At 70.7% G+C, this 18,466-nt stretch carries 16 protein-coding genes; 10 read left to right on the forward strand and 6 right to left on the reverse strand.

The genetic code is table 11. From position 1 onward, the window contains the following. The first annotated feature begins 217 nt into the window (after window positions 1-217). From ACZ6QQ_RS29470 to ACZ6QQ_RS29500, 7 genes are all read left to right on the forward strand, one after another. Complete coding sequence (locus ACZ6QQ_RS29470; protein ID WP_465880690.1) at window positions 218-1,894, forward strand: ABC transporter substrate-binding protein; 1,677 nt, start codon at window positions 218-220, stop codon at window positions 1,892-1,894. A 110-nt stretch (window positions 1,895-2,004) separates the two neighbouring features. Then, window positions 2,005-3,111 (forward strand): ABC transporter ATP-binding protein, encoded by a 1,107-nt coding sequence (locus ACZ6QQ_RS29475; RefSeq protein WP_465880692.1) that lies wholly within the window; start codon window positions 2,005-2,007, stop codon window positions 3,109-3,111. Next, complete coding sequence (locus ACZ6QQ_RS29480) at window positions 3,108-4,088, forward strand: ABC transporter permease (RefSeq protein WP_465880694.1); 981 nt, start codon at window positions 3,108-3,110, stop codon at window positions 4,086-4,088. The genes ACZ6QQ_RS29475 and ACZ6QQ_RS29480 overlap by 4 nt, the downstream gene beginning before the upstream one ends. Window positions 4,089-4,091: 3 nt before the next feature. After that, window positions 4,092-5,153: an ABC transporter permease gene (locus ACZ6QQ_RS29485; protein ID WP_465880696.1), complete on the forward strand. Its 1,062-nt coding sequence runs from the start codon at window positions 4,092-4,094 to the stop codon at window positions 5,151-5,153. Next, complete coding sequence (locus ACZ6QQ_RS29490; protein ID WP_465880698.1) at window positions 5,150-6,169, forward strand: ABC transporter ATP-binding protein; 1,020 nt, start codon at window positions 5,150-5,152, stop codon at window positions 6,167-6,169. The genes ACZ6QQ_RS29485 and ACZ6QQ_RS29490 overlap by 4 nt, the downstream gene beginning before the upstream one ends. Before the next feature lie 108 nt (window positions 6,170-6,277). Further along, entirely contained in the window at window positions 6,278-7,705 is a 1,428-nt protein-coding gene (locus ACZ6QQ_RS29495; RefSeq protein WP_465880700.1) for a GH1 family beta-glucosidase, read from the forward strand. 182 nt (window positions 7,706-7,887) lie between these two features. Beyond that, window positions 7,888-9,117: a right-handed parallel beta-helix repeat-containing protein gene (locus ACZ6QQ_RS29500; RefSeq protein WP_465880702.1), complete on the forward strand. Its 1,230-nt coding sequence runs from the start codon at window positions 7,888-7,890 to the stop codon at window positions 9,115-9,117. A 92-nt stretch (window positions 9,118-9,209) separates the two neighbouring features. Here the strand turns inward: ACZ6QQ_RS29500 and ACZ6QQ_RS29505 are convergent, their stop codons facing one another. After that, window positions 9,210-10,409 carry an RNA polymerase sigma factor gene (locus ACZ6QQ_RS29505; protein WP_465880795.1) on the reverse strand — a complete coding sequence of 400 codons (1,200 nt, stop codon included), beginning with the start codon at window positions 10,407-10,409 and terminating at the stop codon, window positions 9,210-9,212. A 114-nt stretch (window positions 10,410-10,523) separates the two neighbouring features. Next, a complete protein-coding gene (locus tag ACZ6QQ_RS29510) occupies window positions 10,524-10,886 on the reverse strand; it encodes a YciI family protein (RefSeq protein WP_465880704.1) in 363 nt (120 codons plus the stop codon). Window positions 10,887-11,137: 251 nt separating this feature from the next. Here ACZ6QQ_RS29510 and ACZ6QQ_RS29515 point away from each other — a divergent pair, with 251 nt between their 5' ends. Continuing rightward, window positions 11,138-11,569, forward strand: coding sequence for a permease-like cell division protein FtsX (locus ACZ6QQ_RS29515; RefSeq protein ID WP_465880705.1), 432 nt, complete (start codon window positions 11,138-11,140; stop codon window positions 11,567-11,569). A gap of 41 nt (window positions 11,570-11,610) precedes the next feature. Here ACZ6QQ_RS29515 and ACZ6QQ_RS29520 read toward each other — a convergent pair whose 3' ends face one another. From ACZ6QQ_RS29520 to ACZ6QQ_RS29535, 4 genes are all read right to left on the reverse strand, one after another. Continuing rightward, the gene (locus tag ACZ6QQ_RS29520; protein WP_465880706.1) at window positions 11,611-12,993 is read right to left on the reverse strand and encodes an FAD-binding oxidoreductase; all 1,383 of its coding nucleotides are present in this window, start codon (window positions 12,991-12,993) and stop codon (window positions 11,611-11,613) included. After that, on the reverse strand, window positions 12,990-14,204 hold the full coding sequence (gene serA, locus ACZ6QQ_RS29525) for a phosphoglycerate dehydrogenase (RefSeq protein ID WP_465880708.1): 1,215 nt from the start codon (window positions 14,202-14,204) through the stop codon (window positions 12,990-12,992). Before serA ends, ACZ6QQ_RS29520 begins: the two co-directional genes overlap by 4 nt. Before the next feature lie 168 nt (window positions 14,205-14,372). Then, window positions 14,373-14,819 (reverse strand): GNAT family N-acetyltransferase, encoded by a 447-nt coding sequence (locus ACZ6QQ_RS29530; protein WP_465880710.1) that lies wholly within the window; start codon window positions 14,817-14,819, stop codon window positions 14,373-14,375. A 28-nt stretch (window positions 14,820-14,847) separates the two neighbouring features. Continuing rightward, window positions 14,848-15,687, reverse strand: a complete 840-nt coding sequence (locus ACZ6QQ_RS29535; RefSeq protein WP_465880711.1) for an NAD(P)H-binding protein — start codon at window positions 15,685-15,687, stop codon at window positions 14,848-14,850. 153 nt (window positions 15,688-15,840) lie between these two features. Between ACZ6QQ_RS29535 and ACZ6QQ_RS29540 the strand changes: the two genes are divergently transcribed. After that, window positions 15,841-16,245, forward strand: a complete 405-nt coding sequence (locus tag ACZ6QQ_RS29540; protein WP_465880712.1) for a winged helix-turn-helix transcriptional regulator — start codon at window positions 15,841-15,843, stop codon at window positions 16,243-16,245. A gap of 140 nt (window positions 16,246-16,385) precedes the next feature. Beyond that, window positions 16,386-18,266, forward strand: coding sequence for a potassium channel family protein (locus ACZ6QQ_RS29545; protein ID WP_465880714.1), 1,881 nt, complete (start codon window positions 16,386-16,388; stop codon window positions 18,264-18,266). Window positions 18,267-18,466 lie beyond the last annotated feature (200 nt).

The following is an 18,466-nucleotide window of genomic DNA, read 5'->3' on the forward strand; positions in this document are numbered from 1 at the left end:
CGATCCCAACCGGTCACCACCCCTGACCGGTCCGCCCGGCCCCACCGGACCACCCCGCCCGGCTCCACCCGTTTCCGACCATCCCCACCGGCAGCAAAATCCACCGGGTCCGTCCACCCGATTGAGAGAGCGCTCTACCGATCGGCCGGCCCGGTCAGACAGCCCCCTCAGAACCACCCGATGACCACCCTCACCACCACGACACAGGGAGGAATACATGCACGTCAGGCGCACTCTCGCGGTCGCCCTCGCCAGCGTGATGGCGGTCGGTGCACTCGCCGCCTGCGGCGACAGCCCGAACGCGAACCGGGACGGGAACAACGCCCCGTCCGTGCTGAACATCGGCATGCCCAACGGTCCGCAGACCGAGAACCACAATCCGTTCCTGACGTCCGCGTCCGCCGCATCGCTCGGCTACCGCTGGATGATCTACGAGCCGCTGATCATGGACAACCTGATCCGCCCCTCCGACGCGGGCAAGCCGTGGCTGGCCACCAAGGCGGAGTGGAGCAACGGCTACAAGACCCTCGCGCTGACCATCCGCGACGGCGTCAAGTGGTCCGACGGCAAGCCGTTCGGCGCCGAGGACGTCGCGTTCACCTGGGAACTGATCAAGAAGACCGAGGCGCTGAACATCAACGCCCTGCCGTTGCTGGACATCACGACCAGCGGCAACGTCGTCACGGTGAACTTCGGGGCGCCGCAGTTCGTCAACCAGCACAAGATCCTCACCACCATCCCGATGGTGCCCAAGCACATCTGGTCGACCATCGCCGACCCGGCCACCGACGTGAACAAGAACCCGGTCGGCACCGGTCCGTACACCCTGAAGTCGTTCACGCCGCAGACCACCACGCTGACCGTGCGGGACAACTACTGGCAGGAACTGCCCAAGGTCAAGGAGCTGCGCTACACGTCGTACAACGACAACAACGCGCAGACCACCGCGCTGGCCAACGGCGAGTCGGAGTGGAGCTTCGTCTTCATCCCGAACTACAAGACCGTCTACGTGGACAAGAACCCCGAGTTCAACAAGGTCTGGCCGGCGTCCGTACTCGGCATCCACGGCCTCTACATCAACACCACCATCAAGCCGTTCGACAACCCGGCCCTGCGTCGGGCGATGAACATGGTGATCAACCGGAACGACATCTTCGTCCAGGCCGAGGCGGCCTACTTCCACCCCGAGGTGACCTCGGTGACCGGCATCCCGCTGCCGGCGGGTGAGTCGTTCATCGCCCCGGAGTACAAGGGCCAGAACCACAAGGTCGACGTCGAGGGCGCCAAGGCACTGCTCGCCCAGTCCGGCTTCAAGCTGGAGGGCAACGTCCTGAAGGACCCGACCGGCAAGCCGGTCACGATCAAGCTGAGCGACCCTGCGGGCTGGTCCGACTACATCACCAGCCTGGAGATCGTGAAGGACAACCTGTCCCAGATCGGCATCGCCGCGACCGTGGACAAGGCCAACCAGGACGCCTGGTTCACCTCGGTCGAGGAGGGCAACTTCGAGGCCAGCTTCCGCTGGACCAACGGTGGTGCCACCCCGTACGACATCTACCAGACCATCATGGACGGCCGGCTGCTCAAGCCGATCGGCACCGCGTCGCCGCAGGGCAACTTCGGTCGGTTCAACAACCCGGAGGCGACCAAGGCGCTGACGGACTACGCCAACGCCGCCGACGACGCCGCCCGTACCACCGCCATGAACACCCTGCAGAAGATCTTCGTCGAGCAGATGCCGATGATCCCGGTCGGCGCGGACAACGCAGGTGGCGCCTACGTCACGAAGAACTGGGTGGGCTGGCCGGACGACCAGAACCCGTACGCCCCGGCCCAGCCGACCCAGCCGAACGCGGTTGACGTCGTGCTGCACCTCAAGCCCGCCGCTTCCTGATCCAGCCACGCTGCCTCCCGGGTGTGCCGAACCAGGCCACCCGGGAGGCAGCGCAGCCGCGCGGAGCCAGCGCCGCGCACGGATCAGCTCTCTTCGACAGGAGCTCCGGCATGACCATGAGCGAGACCTCCACCCCCGCGCTGACCGAGGTGGTGTTGGAGGCGGAAGGCCTGACCAAACATTTCCCGGTCCGACGGCGGCTGCGGGATCTCTTCTCCCGCGAGCGGCGGGTGGTGCACGCGGTCGACGACGTGTTCCTGGTACTGCGCCGGGGGCGGGTCACCGCACTCGTCGGCGAGTCCGGATCGGGCAAGTCCACCGTGGCCCGACTGCTGGCCCAGCTCTACCACCGCACCTCGGGCGACATCCGGCTGCACGGCGAGTCGACCACCGTACGCGGCGGCCGGCGGTTCCGGGCGTACGCCCGCCGGGTGCAGCTCACCTTCCAGGACCCGTTCGCCTCGCTGAACCCCGTGCACACCGTCCGGTACCACCTCACCCGGTCGCTGCGCATCCACGGCCACGGCGGCAACAGCCGGGCCGAACTGGAACAGGCGCTGCACGAACTGCTCGGCCGGGTGTCCCTCACCCCGCCCGAGCGCTACATCGACAAGTTCCCGCACGAACTCTCCGGCGGCCAGCGCCAGCGGGTGGCGATCGCCCGCGCGCTCGGCGCCGACCCGGAGGTCCTGCTCGCCGACGAACCGGTCTCGATGCTCGACGTGTCGATCCGGCTGGGCGTGCTGAACCTGCTGCGTGACCTCAAGGAACGGCTGAACCTGGCCATCCTCTACATCACCCACGACATCGCCTCGGCCCGCTACTTCGCCGACGACACCCTGGTCATGTACGCCGGCCGGATGGTCGAGGGCGGTGACAGCGAGACCGTGACGCAGCGCCCGGCGCACCCGTACACCCGGTTGTTGATCGCCTCGGCGCCGGACCCGGACCGGATCCAGGGCTCGCCCACCGAGGCGGCCGCCGCCACCCCGGAGGATCGCGGCGGCGGGGAACCGCCCAGCCTGATCGACCCACCGGCCGGCTGCCGCTTCCACCCCCGCTGCCCCAGCGCCATGCCCCGCTGCTCCACGGCACTGCCGCCCCGGCTGGCCGTGCAGGGCGAGCCGGGCCACTGGGCCTCCTGCTGGCTCTACGACCCGGAGAACACCGAGACGCCCGGCTCCGCCGCGCGCGAGGTACGGACGGTGGCCTCGTGAAGTTCCTGCTGCAACGGATCGCGTTCTACCTGTTCACCGCGTGGGCCGCGATCACCATCAACTTCTTCATCCCCCGGATGATCCCCGGCGACCCGGTCCAGTCGCTGATCTCCCGCTACCAGGGCCAGATCAGCACCCAGGCGATGCAGTCGCTCTACGTGCTGTTCGGCCTGGACAAGGACAAGAGCATCTGGCAGGAGTACGTCGAGTACTGGGGCCAGCTCTTCCGGGGTGACCTGGGACTGTCGTTCACGTTCTTCCCCGCACCGGTCTCCCAGGTGCTCTCCGACAGCCTGCCCTGGACCCTGGCCCTGGTCGGCATCACCACCGTGATCAGCTTCCTGACCGGCACCGCGCTCGGGGTGGTGGCTGGCTGGCGGCGCGGCTCCTGGATCGACGGGCTGCTGCCGGCGACCACGTTCCTGTCGTCGGTGCCGTACTTCTGGCTCGGGCTGATCTCGATCGCCCTGCTCGCCGGGCCGGGCAGCTTCTTCCCGTCCTCCGGCGGCTACGAACCCGGCCTGGTGCCGGCGTTCGACCAGTACTTCATCGGTAGCGCCATCCAGCACAGCATCCTGCCCGCGTTCACCATCCTGATCTCGTCGGTCTCCGGCTGGATCCTCAGCATGCGCAACATGATGGTCACCGTCGCGGCCGAGGACTACATCACCGTGGCCCACGCCAAGGGCCTGTCGGAGCGCCGGGTCGCGGTCAGCTACGCCGCCCGCAACGCCCTGCTGCCCAACGTCTCCGGTTTCGCCCTGTCGTTGGGCTTCATCGTCGGCGGCACCCTGCTGGTGGAGATCGTCTTCTCCTATCCCGGCCTCGGTTTCCAGCTCTTCCAGGCGGTCGGCGCCAAGGACTACCCGCTGATGCAGGGCATCTTCCTGATCATCACGCTCTCGGTGCTGCTGGCGAACCTGCTGGCGGACATGGCGTACCTGGCACTGGACCCCCGAACCCGCAAGGAGGGCTGAGCGATGGCCATCCCCACCAGCAGCATCGACGCTGTCATCCCCACCGGCGCGGTCACCGACGCCACACCGCCGGCCGCCGCCCGTCGCCGCAGGTTCCGGTTCGTGGCCAACCCCAAGGCCGCGACCGGGCTGATCATCCTGGGCGTCTTCCTGCTGATCGCGGTGATCGGCCCGTGGATCGCCCCGTACGACCCGTCCGGGCGCGGACCCGACCTGGTAGCGCCGCCGTCCGGGGAACACTGGTTCGGCACCACCCACCTCGGCCAGGACATCTTCAGTCAGGTCCTGGTCGGCACCCGGGGCGTCATCTTCGTCGGCTTCCTCGCCGGGGTGGTCGCGACCGTGCTCTCGGTGGTCATCGGGGTCACCGCCGGCTACCTCGGCGGGGCCGCCGACGAGAGCCTCTCCGCCCTGTCGAACGTGTTCCTGGTGATCCCGGCGCTGCCGCTGGTCATCATCGTCGCCTCGACCATCTCGTCGGCCGGTGACCTGGTCGTCGCCCTGGTCATCGGGTTGACCTCCTGGGCCTGGGGAGCGCGGGTGCTGCGCGCCCAGACCCTCTCGCTGCGCCGCCGCGACTACGTCGAGGCGGCCCGCGCCAGCGGGGAGAGCACCTGGCGGATCGTCGGCTTCGAGATCCTGCCGAACCTGACCGCGATCATCGCCTCGAACTTCGTCGGCACCGTCATCTTCGCCGTCATGTCCGAGATCACCCTGGCCTTCATCGGCATCTCCACCATCTCCGAGTGGAACTGGGGCACCATCCTGTTCTGGGCGCAGAGCCAGCAGGCCCTGGCCCAGGGCGCGTGGTGGTGGTTCGTCCCGGCCGGACTGGCGATCGCCATCCTCGGCACCGCGCTGTCGCTGGTCAACTTCGGCATCGACGAGTTCGTCAGCCCCCGACTGCGCAGCAGCGGCAAGGCGAAGGTGCGTACGGCCGACGGCCGGGTGGTCCGGATGCGGGTCGGCTTCACCCCCGTACTCGGGGCACCGCCGAGCCCGCCACCGGCGCCCCGGGGTGCCGCCGTGCTGACCAACGCCGAGGGAAAGGCGGCCGGGCGATGAGCCGACCCGTGCTGGAGATCAAGAATCTGAACGTCGACTACGGACTCGGCGACCAGGCCGTCCGGGCGGTCCGGGACGTCAGCCTCACCCTGCACCGGGGCGAGGTGCTGGGCCTGGCCGGGGAGAGCGGCAGCGGCAAGTCCACCCTGGCGTACGGGGTGACCCGGCTGCTGCCCCCGCCCGGTGTGATCAGCGGCGGCTCGGTGCTCTACCACCCGCCGAGCGGCGATCCGATCGACATCATGACCCTCAGCCCGGCGCAGCTGCGCCGGTTCCGCTGGGCCGAGACCTCGATCGTGTTCCAGGGGGCGATGAACTCGCTCAACCCGGTGCACAAGGTCTCCACCCAGCTGATGGACGTGATCCAGGCGCACGAGCCGACGATGAGCGCAGCCGCCCGGCTGGCCCGCGCCCGCGAACTGCTCAAACTCGTCGGCATCGCCGCCGACCGGCTGGACAGCTACCCGCACCAGCTCTCCGGCGGCATGCGGCAACGGGTCATGATCGGCATGGCGCTCGCCCTGGAGCCGCAGATCGTCATCATGGACGAGCCGACCACCGCCCTCGACGTGGTGATGCAGCGGCAGATCCTGGGGCAGCTCGTCGAACTGCGCGAACGGCTCGGCTTCTCGGTGCTGTTCATCACCCACGACCTGTCGCTGCTGGTCGAGTTCTCCGACCGGATCGCGATCATGTACGGGGGACGGATCGTCGAGGAGGCGCCCGCGGCGGCGCTCTACCGCGACTCGCTGCACCCGTACAGCGAGGGGTTGTTGAACTCCTTTCCGGCCCTGCGCGGACCCCGCCGCGAACTGAGCGGCATCCCCGGTTCCCCGCCGGACCTGCGCGGCATGCCGAGCGGCTGCTCGTTCCACCCGCGCTGCCCGAAGGCGTTCGACCCGTGCGCCACCCAGATCCCGGTGCTGGGCGTGCCGAAGGAGGGGACCGCCGCCGACCGGAACGTGGCCTGCTGGCTGCACCCCACCCGCGAGTCCGTCGTGATCAGCCGGAGCTGACTCCGACGGTGCGCACCGTCGTCCGTCGCGTCGCGCGCGGCCCACCCACGGGCGGCCGCCGCGCACCCGCCAGTCCGACACCAGTTCCCCACACCGATCAGGAGAGCCATGGACACGACCGCCTCGACACTCGATCCCGCCCGCGTCGCCAGCGGTCAACCCGACCCGATCGACAGCCTGCCCGCCAGCTTCCGCTGGGGTGTGGCGACCTCGTCGTACCAGATCGAGGGCGCCGTCGCCGAGGACGGACGCACCCCGTCGATCTGGGACACCTTCTGCCGGGTCCCCGGCGCGGTGCACAACGGCGAACACGGCGACATCGCCTGCGACCACTACCACCGGATGCCCGCCGACGTCGGGCTGATGCGCGACCTCGGGGTGGACACCTACCGGTTCTCGGTGGCCTGGCCCCGGGTGCAGCCGGGCGGCCGTGGCCCGGCGAACCCGGCCGGGTTGGCGTTCTACGACCGGCTGGTGGACGAGTTGCTGGCCCAGGGGATCGACCCGTGGGTCACCCTCTACCACTGGGACCTGCCGCAGGAGCTGGAGGACGCGGGCGGCTGGCCGGCGCGGGACACCGCCTACCGGTTCGCCGACTACTCCATGCTCGTCTTCGACCAGCTCAAAGACCGGGTACGCACCTGGACGACGCTGAACGAGCCGTGGTGCTCGGCGATGCTCGGTTACGCGTACGGGCGGCACGCGCCGGGCCGGCAGGACTTCGAGGCCGGCATGCACGCCGTACACCATCTCCTGCTCGGGCACGGGCTGGCCACCCAGCGGATGCGGGCGGCGGCGCCCGGCCCGATCGACCTCGGCATCACGCTGAACATGGGCACCTCGGTCGCGGCGACCGAGAGCGAGGCCGACGTGAACGCGGCCCGCCGGGCGGACGGGCTCGGCGTCCGGATCTACCTCGACCCGCTGCGGCACGGCCGCTACCCCCAGGACATCGTCGCCGACCTGGCCGCGCGTGGGATCGAGCTGCCGGTGCGGGACGGTGACCTGGAGATCATCTCGGCCCCGATCGACGTGCTCGGCGTCAACTACTACTTCAGCACCCAGCACTCCGGGGTGGACGAGCAGGGACGCACCGAGGACGCCGACGGGCTGCCGGTCAGCCGCGAGGTGCCGTTCGGTCGGCCCCGGACCGCGATGGACTGGGAGATAGTGCCCGAGGGCTTCACCGAGCTGCTGGTACGGCTCAGCCGTGACTACCCCGACCTGCCCATGGTGATCACCGAGAACGGGTCCGCCTTCGACGACCAGCCGGACGCCAACGGCTTCGTCCAGGACGACGACCGGATCGACTACTTCGTCTCGCACCTCGGCGCGGTCGCCCTCGCCCGCCAGCAGGGCGCCGACATCCGTGGCTACTTCGCCTGGTCGCTGATGGACAACTTCGAGTGGGCCTACGGCTACGACAAGCGGTTCGGCATCATCCGAGTCGACTACGACACCCAGGTCCGCACCCCCAAGGCCAGCGCCCTCTGGTACCGCAACACCATCCACCGCACCCGCACCCGCACCCCCTGACCCCTCCCACCCCACCTCGTCGCGTTGATCATGAAGTTGGTGCAGGAATCCGGTCTCGGAGATGCGCTAACTTCATGATCAACGCGGCGGGATGGGGTCGCCTAGGTGACAGATGTGAGCACTCGATCACTCAGCGTTACTACGCTCTGGGGAATTCCCCGAGTGTTTGTGTGGTGAGAGAGATGGCACGTAACCGAGTGTTGCTTCGTAGTGGAACGATCCTGTTCCTTGCCGCAGGGTTGGCGGTGTCGGCCACGCCGGTGTCGGCTGCGGCGCCCCCGCCCGTAGCCTGCGGTGACACCATCACCAGGGACGTGACCCTGCGGGCCGATCTACGCTGTGCCGGGGTCGGACTGGTGATCGGCGCGAACGGCGTCACGGTGGATCTCAACCAGCATGTGATCAGCGGCCCGCGTACCGGCGGTGTCGGTATCTCCGCGACCCAGCGCAGTGGACTGCGCATCCGCAACGGCGCGATCATCGACTTCGCGTGGGGGATCGACCTCGACTCCACCCGCAACACCGTGGTCGAGGGCGTACGCCTGCTCCGCAACGGCTCCGAAGCCCCGGGGGGCGGTGGGGTGCGGGCCGAATCCGTCTCGGGCCTGCGGATCAGCGACGGCGCCGTCGAAGCCGTTCAGAGCGGTACGTCGGCTGTGGTGGCGACGAACTCCAGTGGGGTCGTCATCCGCGACATCGCCGTGTTCGGCGGGATCGACCTGAGCATCAACACCCACAGATCGCTGGTCGCCGACAACACCTTCCGGGGCGGCCGGCTCTCCCTCTCCGAGGCGAACCACACGGTGGTACGCGGCAACTCCTTCACCCAGGCCGGGATCCGGGTCTCCGAGTCCACCGCGCCATCGATCGTCGACAACGAGTTCGTCAGCGGGACCGTGATCTTCGGGCCCGCCGTCGACGACGCCGTCGTCCGGGGCAACCGGTTCCGGGCCGCCGAGTTCGGCTTTGTGATCTTCGGGCCCTCGCGCGACGCGAGGGTGCTCGACAACCAGTTCACCGGTCAGTCCTACGGGCTGTACGTGCGGGTGGACCTGCTCGCCGTCGTCGAGGGGTTGACCGTCACCCGCAACACCTTCACCGACAACGGGGCGGTGGGCCTGTTCATCGAAGCGACCACGGTCGGACCGGTGCCGGCGCGGATCAGCGTCTCCGACAACCGGTTCACGGCCAACGGATACGCCTCCGGCGAGTCCGACGCCGCCGGTCGCCCCAACGACGACGGGCTGCACACGAACGTGCCGGTCGGCAGCGACATCGTGGTCACCGGGAACCGTACCCAGAGCAACGCCGACCACGGCATCGAGGCGCTACCGCTCGGCAGCGTCCGCGACGGTGGCGGCAACGTCTCGACCGGTGACCCGAACGGGTGCGTGGGAGTCGTCTGCCGGTGACCTCCGCGCGGACGTGGATGTCGTGGTCCGCCGCTGACCTCCGCGCGGAGGTGGATGTCGCGGTCCGCCGGTGACCGTACCCGCAGCGGGGGCTACCCGGGCTCGGTCGCGGCGGCCAGGCGCTCGGTCAGGAACTCCCGCTCGGCCTCGTTCCCGGTCAACTCCAGCGCCCGGCGGTACGCGACCGCTGCCTCGTCGGCACGCCCCAGGCGCCGCAGCAGGTCCGCCCTCACCGCCGGCAGGTACTGGTAACCCGCCAACCGCTCGTCCCGCTCCAACTCCTCCACCTCGGCCAGCGCCCGCGCCGGCCCCGAGACCTCGGCCAGCGCCACCGTCCGGTTCAACGCCACCACCGGCGACGGCCAGACCGACAGCAGTACGTCGTACAGGGTCACGATCTGCGGCCAGTCCGTCTGTTCGTAGGTCGGCGCCTCGGCGTACACGGCCGCGATGGCCGCCTGGAGCACATAGCGTCCCGGGCGGCCACCGCGCAGACCATCCATGATCAGGTTGCTTGCCTCGGCGATCGCCGACCGGTCCCAGCGCGACCGGTCCTGCTCCTCCAGCCGCAGCAACCGGCCCCGGTCGTCGACCCGGGTGGCCCGCCGGGCGTCGGTGACCAGCAGCAGGGCGAGCAGGCCCCACACGTCCCGCTCGTCGGGCATCAGCTCCCGCAGCATCCGGGTCAGGTGCACCGCCCGGTCGACCAGATCCGTACGCACCAGCGCCGCACCGGCCGGCGCCGTGTGCCCGAGGGTGAACAGCACGTGGATCACCCCGAGCACTCCGGCCAGCCGCTCCGGCAACTCGGCGGCTCCGGGCACCCGGTAGGGGATCCGGGCGACCGTGATCTTCTTCTTCGCCCGGGTCAGCCGGGCCGCCATCGTCGCCTCCGAGACCAGGAACGCGCGGGCGATGTCGGCGGTCGGCACCCCGCAGACGAGCCTCAGGGTGAGCGCCATCTGCGCCTCCTGTGCCAACGCCGGGTGGCAGCACATGAAAATCAGCCGCAGCCGTTCGTCCGGTACGACGTCCGTCGGTTCCTCCGCCACCGGGATGTCCATCTCCACCGACTCCTCCGGCTCGACCAGCAACGGCAGCTTGGCGCGAAACAGCCGCTCGCGCCGGATCGCGTCCATCGCCCGGCGCTTGGCGGTGGTGGTGAGCCAGGCCGCCGGGTTGTCCGGGATCCCGTCGCGGGTCCAGGCGCCCAGCGCCGTGGCGTACGCCTCCTGCACGCACTCCTCGGCCAGGTCAAGGTCCCGCGCGACCCGCGCCGTCGCGGCGAGCACCAGGGCCCATTCGCGCCGGTGCGCGTCCGCGACGGCCGCCCGGACATCCTCCCGGTCGGTCATCCGTCTCCCCGCCCCCAGCCGTCTCCGGCCTTCACCCGTCGGCCCGGTCCGTCAGCGCTCGACCTGCGGCACCGCGACAAAACCGCCCGCGACCGGGCGCACCTCGACACCGCCGCCCTGCTGGGTGGCGGGGTTGCGGCGGGCGATCTCCAGGGCGGCGTCCAGGTCGGGTGCCTCGATCACGTAGAAGCCGGCGACGACCTCCTTGGCGTCGAGGAACGGGCCGTCGGTCAGGACATCGCCACGGACCGAGGTCGCCGTGGTGCTCGGTTGCAGCGCGAACGCCGCGACCATGGTCCCGCCGAACCTCTCCACGTCCTCGCCGTGCCGCTCGTGTGCCTGCTGCTCCTGCGGGGTCAGGTCGGCGGGGTCGGCCGGCGCGTTCGCGAACAGCAGGATCGCGTACTGGGTCATCGTGTTCTCCCATCGGGTGGCGGGCTCGGTTGCCCGCACCCCTACGTCGTACGGCCGGCACGAATTCGACAGCCCGTGTCCAGGTTAGGGATGGGTGATCTCGTCATGGCTGGCTTGACCAGAGCTTTCGTGACGGTAGGGGAGCCTGCCAGGTTGATCCGGCACGTCGGCGGTTACCCGGCGGGCGAGGTGATCGGAGCACCGCTGTTCGGTGACGCGCGCCGGCAAAGGCTGCCGACTAGGCTACGACGGTGCGGAGGATCAGGCTGCTCGCGGTGGTCTTGACGGTCGCTGTTCTGGCCGCCTGCACGCCGGTGCCGGTGGTGTTGCCCGTGCCGGTTCCATCGCCGTCCCGACCCGTACCGCTCGACGTCGTCCTGTTCCTGGACAACGACGTCACGGGCGCACAGAAGCAGGAAGTCGAGGCGAGGCTGCGGGCGCTCCCGAGCGCGACCGGGATTACCTTCGAAACCCGGGAGCGGGCCTACGAGCGGTTCAAGGAAACGTTCAAGGACAGGCCGGAGCTGGTCGCGTCGGTCCGACCCGAGGACCTGCCCGAGTCGTTCACGTTCACGCTGGCCGACCGGGCCGCCGCCGAGCCGATTCTCGCCGAGCTGCGCCGGTTGCCGGGCGTCGCGGAGGTGACCGCACCACCGACGGTGGCACCGTCACCCACCCGCTGACCGGAAGTCGCTGCTGCCCGGCCAGCGGTCACCGACGGGCGCTACCCGCGCTCGTGGTCGTCGGCGGACGTGGGCAGCAGGACGCCGGGGTTCAGCACACCGGCCGGGTCCAGGGCGGACTTGATCCGGCGCAGCACGTCGATCTCCTCGGCGGAGCGGGACAGCGACAGCCACTCGGCCTTCGCCCGGCCGACCCCGTGTTCCGAGCTGATGCTGCCGCGCCGCGCCGCGACCTGCCGCAGCACCGCGTCCGTCACCTGTTCGGCCCGCTCGCCAGCACCCAGCACGTTGACGTGCAGGTTGCCCTCGCCGAGGTGACCGAAAAGGATCGTCCGGGCGCCCGGCGCGACCGCCTCGACCGTCTCCGGCAGCACCGCCACCAGTCCGGCCAGCTCGCGCAACGGTACGCAGATGTCGAGCTTGGTCGGCACGCCCGCCGTGTTGATCGCCTCGGTGTGCGTCTCCCGGTACGCCCACAGCCGCGCCCGACCCGCCGCGTCGGAGGCGACCGTGGCGTCCTGCACCGCGTCGCACTCGCCGAGCAGGTCCAGCAACTCGTCCGTCGGATCGGTGTGCCCGGCACACTCCAGCAGCACGTACGCGGCATAGTCGGTGTCGAACGGGGCGGGCAGCCGACCGTACGAGCGGACCAGTTCCATGCCCTCGGGGTAGCAGATCTCGGCCGCGGCGAGGGTGGACAGGCGACCGCGGGCGGCGGCGAGCAGGGTGAGCGCCGCGTCGGTGCCGTCGACGGCGACCAGGGCCACCGCCCGCGCGGGCAGCAGCGGGACCAGGCGCAGGCGTACCCGGGTGATGATCGCCAGGGTGCCCTCGCTGCCGGCGAGGAGCTGGGTCAGGTCGTACCCGGTGTTGTCCTTGGCCAGGCCGGCGAGCCTGGTGATCACCGTGCCGTCGGGCAGCACCGCCTCCAGACCGGTGAGCTGGTCGCGCATGCTGCCGTAGCGCAGCACCCGGATGCCACCGGCGTTGGTCGCCACCATGCCGCCGATCGTCGCCGCCGACCGGGCGGCCAGGTCGACGCCGACGTCCAGGCCGGCCGGGCGGGCGTGCGCCTGGAGCTTCTCCAGGGTGACGCCGGCCCCGACGGTGACCTGGCCCTCGATGGTGTCGACCGGCTCCAGGTCGGTCAGCCGGGTCAGGCTGATCAGCACCTCGCCGCCGCCGGGCACACCCCCGCCGACCAGGCCGGTGTTGCCGCCCTGGACCACCATCGGCACGCCGGCAGAGGCGCAGGCCCGGACCACGGCGGCCACCTGCGCGGTGTCCGCCGGGCGGACCACGCACCGCGCGGTGCCGGTGAACCGGCGGGTCCAGTCGGTCTCGTACGCGTCGCGCAGGTCCGGGTCGACGAGCAGGTGCGTCGGGCCGACGATGGCCCGCAGGTCCTCTTCGAGGTCGCTCACGACAGTTCCCGCAGCCGGATCGTCTGGCTCATCGCCCGCAGCTGGAGCACGACGTCCTCGGTGTAGCCGGCGCCGAGGTCGGTGAGCAGGTAGCCGTACTCGCCACGGGTGCCCAGCAGCTGGCCCTCGATGTTCACCGCGTGCTCGGCCAGGATGCTGTTCACCTGCGCCAGCACGCCCGGCATGTTGTGGTGCGTGTGCGCGATCCGGTGCGTTCCGGGCGCCGCCGGCAGCTGGATCGCGGGCAGGTTCACGCTCAGCGTGGTGTTGCCCTCGCCGACGAACTGGGCCAGCTTGTTGGCCACGAACCCGCCGATGTCGGCCTGCGCCTCCTCGGTCGAGCCGCCGATGTGCGGGGTGAGGATCACGTTCGGCAGGCCGCGCAGCTCGGAGGTGAACTCGTCGCCCCGGCCCTTGGGCTCGTGCGGGAAGACGTCGATGCCGGCACCGGCCAGGTGTCCGCTGACCAGGTTGGCCCGCAGGGCGGCGTAGTCGATCACGAAGCCGCGGGAGAGGTTCAGGAAGAGGCTCCGGGGCCGCATCCGGGCGAACTGTTCCTCGCCGAAGAAGCCGCTGTTGCCCGGCCGGCCGTCCACGTGCAGGGTGACCGTCTCGGCCACCTCCAGCAGCTCGTTGAGGCTGTCGCAGCGCTTGGCGTTGCCGAGGGCGAGCTTGTCGGCGGTGTCGTAGAAGTAGACCTTCATGCCGAGGTTCTCGGCGAGCACCGACAGTTGGGCGCCGATGTTGCCGTACCCGACGATGCCCAGGGTCCGGCCCCGGACCTCGTGGCTGCCGTTGGCGGCCTTGTCCCAGATCCCGGCGTGCATCCCGGTGTTCTTCTCGGGCAGCCGCCGGGCCAGCATGATGATCTCGGCGAGCGCCAACTCGACCACGCTGCGGGTGTTGGAGAACGGGGCGTTGAACGCGGCGATGCCGGCGGAGGCGGCGGCGGCCAGGTCGATCTGGTCGGTGCCGATGCAGAACGCGCCGATGCCGACGAGCTGCGGCGCGGCGGCCAGCACCCGGGCGGTGACCTGCGTCTTCGACCGGATGCCGAGCAGGTGCACCCCCTCGATCCGGGCGATCAGCTCGTCCTCGTCCAGTGCGTTGCGCAGCGACTCGACGAGGAATCCCTCCGACTCCAGCCGGGTGACCGCGTCGGGGTGAATGTTCTCCAGCAGCAGGACGCGTGTCTTGGCCTGGTCGATCATGATCTTTGTTCCGTCCGTTGCGGTCCGTTGCGTTGATCAGTGGCGAGCGCGCCGTAGAGCCCGACCAGAGGCCAAGGTTAGTCCAGCGCCGAGTCGCTCCCACGCCTCCTCCGCCCCGTCCCGACCCGTGGATCCCCGGCGTCCGGTTCGACGCGCGGAAACCGGGCCTCAGTCGGACAGGTAGCGGCGGAAGCCGGCGGCGATCTGCCGGAACCCGCACGACTCGTAGAAGACGTGCGCCTCGTCGCGGGTCTGCCGGGACAGCAACTGGACCTTGTAGCAGCCGGCCGACCGGGCCCGGTCGACCGCCGCCGCGAGCAGCTGCCGGCCGACCCCGCGACGGCGTACGGACGCGCCGACCACCACGTTCTCCACCAGCATGAACGGCCGGCCGCCACGGGTCAGGTTCGGCAGCACGGTGCAGTCCAGGGTGCCGGCCGGCAGTTCGTCATCCGTGGCGAGCAGGACCGTACGCCCGGCCTGTGCGGTGATCTCCCGCCAGATCGTTCCGGCCCGATCGATCGGGAGCGGGGTGTCGTCCGGGTGCAGTTGTCCGTACAGGGCCAGCAGTGCCGGCAGATCCGCCTCCACCGCTGTCCGAATCGTGATCGCCATGTGCCCACTCTCGCACCGGACCGGCCGATCAGCGGAACGCGGCGACGTTGCGGGCGGCCCAGTCGGCGAACGTACGGGCCGGTCGGCCGAGGATCTGCTCGACGGCGGGACTGACCCGCTGCTCGGCGGGGGTCGGGTCGCCGATGATGGCGAGCGTGCCCTCCACGACCGGCTCGGGCATGAACCGCAGCATGTGCGCCCGCGCCTCGTCCCGGCTCTGCTCGACGAACCGCACGGGTGTGCCGAGTGCGTCGCCGATCGCCCGAACACGCTCGCGGGACGAGATCGGCGCCGGACCGGTCAGCTCGTATGTCCGACCGGCGTGCCTCCGGTCGCGTAGCACCACGGCCGCTACCTCGGCGATGTCGGCGGGATCGACGGTCGGCAGGGCGACGTCACCGAACGGCGCCGCCACCGTCCGTTCCTCCCTGATCCCGTCGGCCCAGGCGAACGCGTTGGAGTCGAAGCCGCCCGGTCGCAGGATGGCCCACTCCAGACCCGACTGCCGGACGGCGTTCTCGATCCGCAGGAGCGGCGAGTGCGACACCGACGCCGGTCGGGTGCCAACGGCCTGGGAGGACTGCACGACCACCCGTCGCACCCCGCCCGCCTTCGCGACGTCGAGGATGGCGCGCGGGTCGAGGTGTGCTCCGGCACCGGAGACGAGCAAGAACAGCGCGTCGGCGCCGTCGAGCACCGGCCGAAGGGTCTCCGGCGCGGCCAGGTCGGCCGGATGGTGACGTACGTCCGGGGGTGTGTCCGGGTGGGCCGCGCCCCGCGAGACCGCCCTCACCCGTTCGCCGGCCGCGTTCAGTGCCGCTACGAGTGGTCGGCCGACGTTTCCGGTTGCTCCCGTTACCACGATCATTCGACAGCTCCTGGTCGATTTCCACTGGGCCCACGCCACCGGTGACGGCGTTGGATCGACGGCGAAACCCCAGGTCGTCGCCGTGACCCAGCGAAGCTAGCAGGCTCGGTATAGTAGGTACCTACAGGAAAGTGACTTCCCCGGGGGACCTGAATGAGTGGCAACACCACCCGGCCGGACGCGTCGAGTGCTCCCGAGCTGGCCTGCCCGATCGGGCCCGTGGTCGACATCGTCTTCAGTCGCTGGACCACACCGATCCTCTGGACCCTCAACGAGCACGGCCGACAGCGGTTCGTGGAGTTGGAACGGCGGATCACCACGATCACACCGAAGGTGCTCACCCAGCGGCTGCGACAACTGGAACGCGACGGCCTCGTCGTGCGGACCTACCACCCGGAGATCCCGCCGCGGGTGGAGTACGAGATCAGCGAACTCGGGCGCAGCCTGGCCCCGCTGTTCCACACCCTCGCCCAGTGGTCCGACACGTTCCTCGGTCGGGTCGAGCAGGCCCGGACCGCCTACGACTCCACCGATCGGTTGCCCGCTCGCCGAACCTGACCGGGAGCACGGGGCGGTGGTGAACGCCGTCAATCCGGCCGCTGACCGGGACCCGAAGCCCAGATGACACTCCGGTCCGGCCTGATCCTCCGTGGACGGACGGACCAGCCCGCTGTGTCCGACCTGCCTATCATCGACCCGTGCCCGGTGACCCGCCGTCCCCTGTCGAGCCGCCCGGGTCCGGCGCGCCCACGGGTCCGGGCGAGCCGGTCGAGCACGGGCGGGCCGGGCACTTCGTGGTCTGGGGCGACAACCCGCTCGCCCGGCGGCTGGTCGCCGAACTGATGGACACCTACCGCGCGCCGGTCACGGTGATCGTCGGGTCCATGTCGGCCGGGCAGGCACCGGACATCGCCGGGCTGCGACCCGAGGACGGCGACCCGGCGCTGCGACCCGTGGTCGTCGTCGCGCCCCGGCTCAGCCAGGAGGTGCTCCGGCACGTCGGGGTCGACCGGGCCGCCGCGCTGGCGCTGGTCGGGCGGGACGACATCGACAACGTCGACGCGGCGATGATGGCCCGCGAGGTCAGCCCGACCGTCCGGATCGTGGTCCGGATCTTCAACCCGGTGCTCGGCGAGGGCGTCGCCGCCATGCTGGGCGACTGCGACGTACTCTCCGGGTCGGAGATCGCCGCCCCAGCGTTCGTCGCCGCCGCGCTCGGCGACGACACCCCACGGTACGTCCGGCTGCCCGACGAGTTGCTGATGGCGGTGAACCGGGACCGGGTCGCCGATCCGGACGACATCCTCTGCGGCCTCGCGGTCACCGCGCCAGCGGCCGAGCCGGTGACCCTGCCGGAGCGGGACGACGCGGCCGACCTCGTCCTGGCGCGGGTCTCCGGACCCCGGCCCCGACCCGCCCGACGCCGCCGGCGCCGCCCGCTGCGGACCACCCGGCTGCTGCTCGACCGCAAGCTGCGGCTCGCCCTCGGCTCGGTGGCCGGGCTGCTGCTCGCCGGCACGCTGACCCTGACCGTCCTGCGTGACCTCGGCTTCTGGCAGGCGGCCTACCTGACCGCCGTCACCGCCCTCGGCGGAGCCGACGCCGACCTCGACGGCTCGGCCGCCGAGCAGGCGGTGCAGCTCGTCCTCGTCCTCGCCGGGGTCGCACTCATCCCGACCGTCACCGTGCTGCTGGTCGGGCTGGTGATCAACGTTCGGCTGGCGCTCGCCGCAGGCGAACTCACCGAGCCGATCTCCGGGCACGTGGTCGTGGTCGGTCTGGGCAACATCGGGACCAGGGTGATGGAGGAGTTGCACGCCCTCGGGATCGGTGTCGTCGCGATCGACCGGTCCGCCGACGCCCGGGGCGTGCAGGTCGCCCGGGACCTCGACATCCCGGTCCTGGTCCGCAACGCCAACAGCGCCGAGACGCTGCGGGCGGCGTCGGTGCAGACCTGCCGGGCGCTGGTCGTGCTCTGCCGCGACGACGTGACGAACCTGGAGACCGCGCTGCTGGCGCGCTCCGTACACCGGGCCGACCAGGACCGGGGCGGACCGGCGGCGGAACCGGCGGCACCGCTGCGGGTGGTGCTGCGCCTGTTCGACGAGGAGTTCGCCGGCCGGATCCGGCGGTCGTTCGGGATCAACATCTCGCGCAGCGTCTCCTACCTGGCCGCGCCGGCCTTCGCCGCCGCGTTGCTCGGCCGCGAGGTGATCGACACCGTCTCGGTCGGACGGCGGGTGCTGCTGGTCGCCGAGATCCCGGTCGGTGCCGGATCGGCGCTGGAGGGCGAGTTCTGCCCCGAGGTCAGCCGGCCGCACGAGGTACGCCTGATCGCGGTCCGGACCGGCCGGGTCGGTCAGACCCTCTGGTCGCTACCGGACCGGCGACCACTGGTCCGCACCGATCGCCTGCTGGTGGTCGCCACCCGGGCCGGACTGGCGGCACTGCTGGCCCGGACCGCCGCCTCGCCCAACCCGCCCCCGTTGGTCGAGCCGAAGCCACTGCCGCTGCTCGCCGGACGCGACCGCCGTCGGGACGGGGTGAACCCGCCGGCCGGCACCTCCCGCGCCGGCTGACGACGAGACGGGTTACCGCGCCCGGTAGTCCAGCAACCGGTGTTCGTGGACCGCCACGATCGGCGCCGCGCCCGGGCCCTCCGACGTGACGGGCATGAATGTCCCACCGGGGTTAACCGGATGGTCGCCTGCCGAACGCCCGGCGGACGCCTGGTCGCCCGACGATGCGCGCGGAAGCGTCCGGACGACCTGATTGGACA

It is taken from the genome of Micromonospora sp. NPDC049529, from assembly GCF_055586685.1.

Excerpts from the sequence above, each read along its gene's own strand:
- ACZ6QQ_RS29470 (WP_465880690.1), top strand. The coding sequence starts at position 218 with ATGCACGTCAGGCGCACTCTCGCGGTCGCCCTCGCCAGCGTGATGGCG.
- ACZ6QQ_RS29475 (WP_465880692.1), top strand. The coding sequence starts at position 2,005 with ATGACCATGAGCGAGACCTCCACCCCCGCGCTGACCGAGGTGGTGTTG.
- ACZ6QQ_RS29485 (WP_465880696.1), top strand. The coding sequence starts at position 4,092 with ATGGCCATCCCCACCAGCAGCATCGACGCTGTCATCCCCACCGGCGCG.
- ACZ6QQ_RS29490 (WP_465880698.1), top strand. The coding sequence starts at position 5,150 with ATGAGCCGACCCGTGCTGGAGATCAAGAATCTGAACGTCGACTACGGA.
- ACZ6QQ_RS29495 (WP_465880700.1), top strand. The coding sequence starts at position 6,278 with ATGGACACGACCGCCTCGACACTCGATCCCGCCCGCGTCGCCAGCGGT.
- ACZ6QQ_RS29500 (WP_465880702.1), top strand. The coding sequence starts at position 7,888 with ATGGCACGTAACCGAGTGTTGCTTCGTAGTGGAACGATCCTGTTCCTT.
- ACZ6QQ_RS29510 (WP_465880704.1), bottom strand. The coding sequence starts at position 10,886 with ATGACCCAGTACGCGATCCTGCTGTTCGCGAACGCGCCGGCCGACCCC.
- serA (WP_465880708.1), bottom strand. The coding sequence starts at position 14,204 with ATGATCGACCAGGCCAAGACACGCGTCCTGCTGCTGGAGAACATTCAC.
- ACZ6QQ_RS29530 (WP_465880710.1), bottom strand. The coding sequence starts at position 14,819 with ATGGCGATCACGATTCGGACAGCGGTGGAGGCGGATCTGCCGGCACTG.
- ACZ6QQ_RS29535 (WP_465880711.1), bottom strand. The coding sequence starts at position 15,687 with ATGATCGTGGTAACGGGAGCAACCGGAAACGTCGGCCGACCACTCGTA.
- ACZ6QQ_RS29540 (WP_465880712.1), top strand. The coding sequence starts at position 15,841 with ATGAGTGGCAACACCACCCGGCCGGACGCGTCGAGTGCTCCCGAGCTG.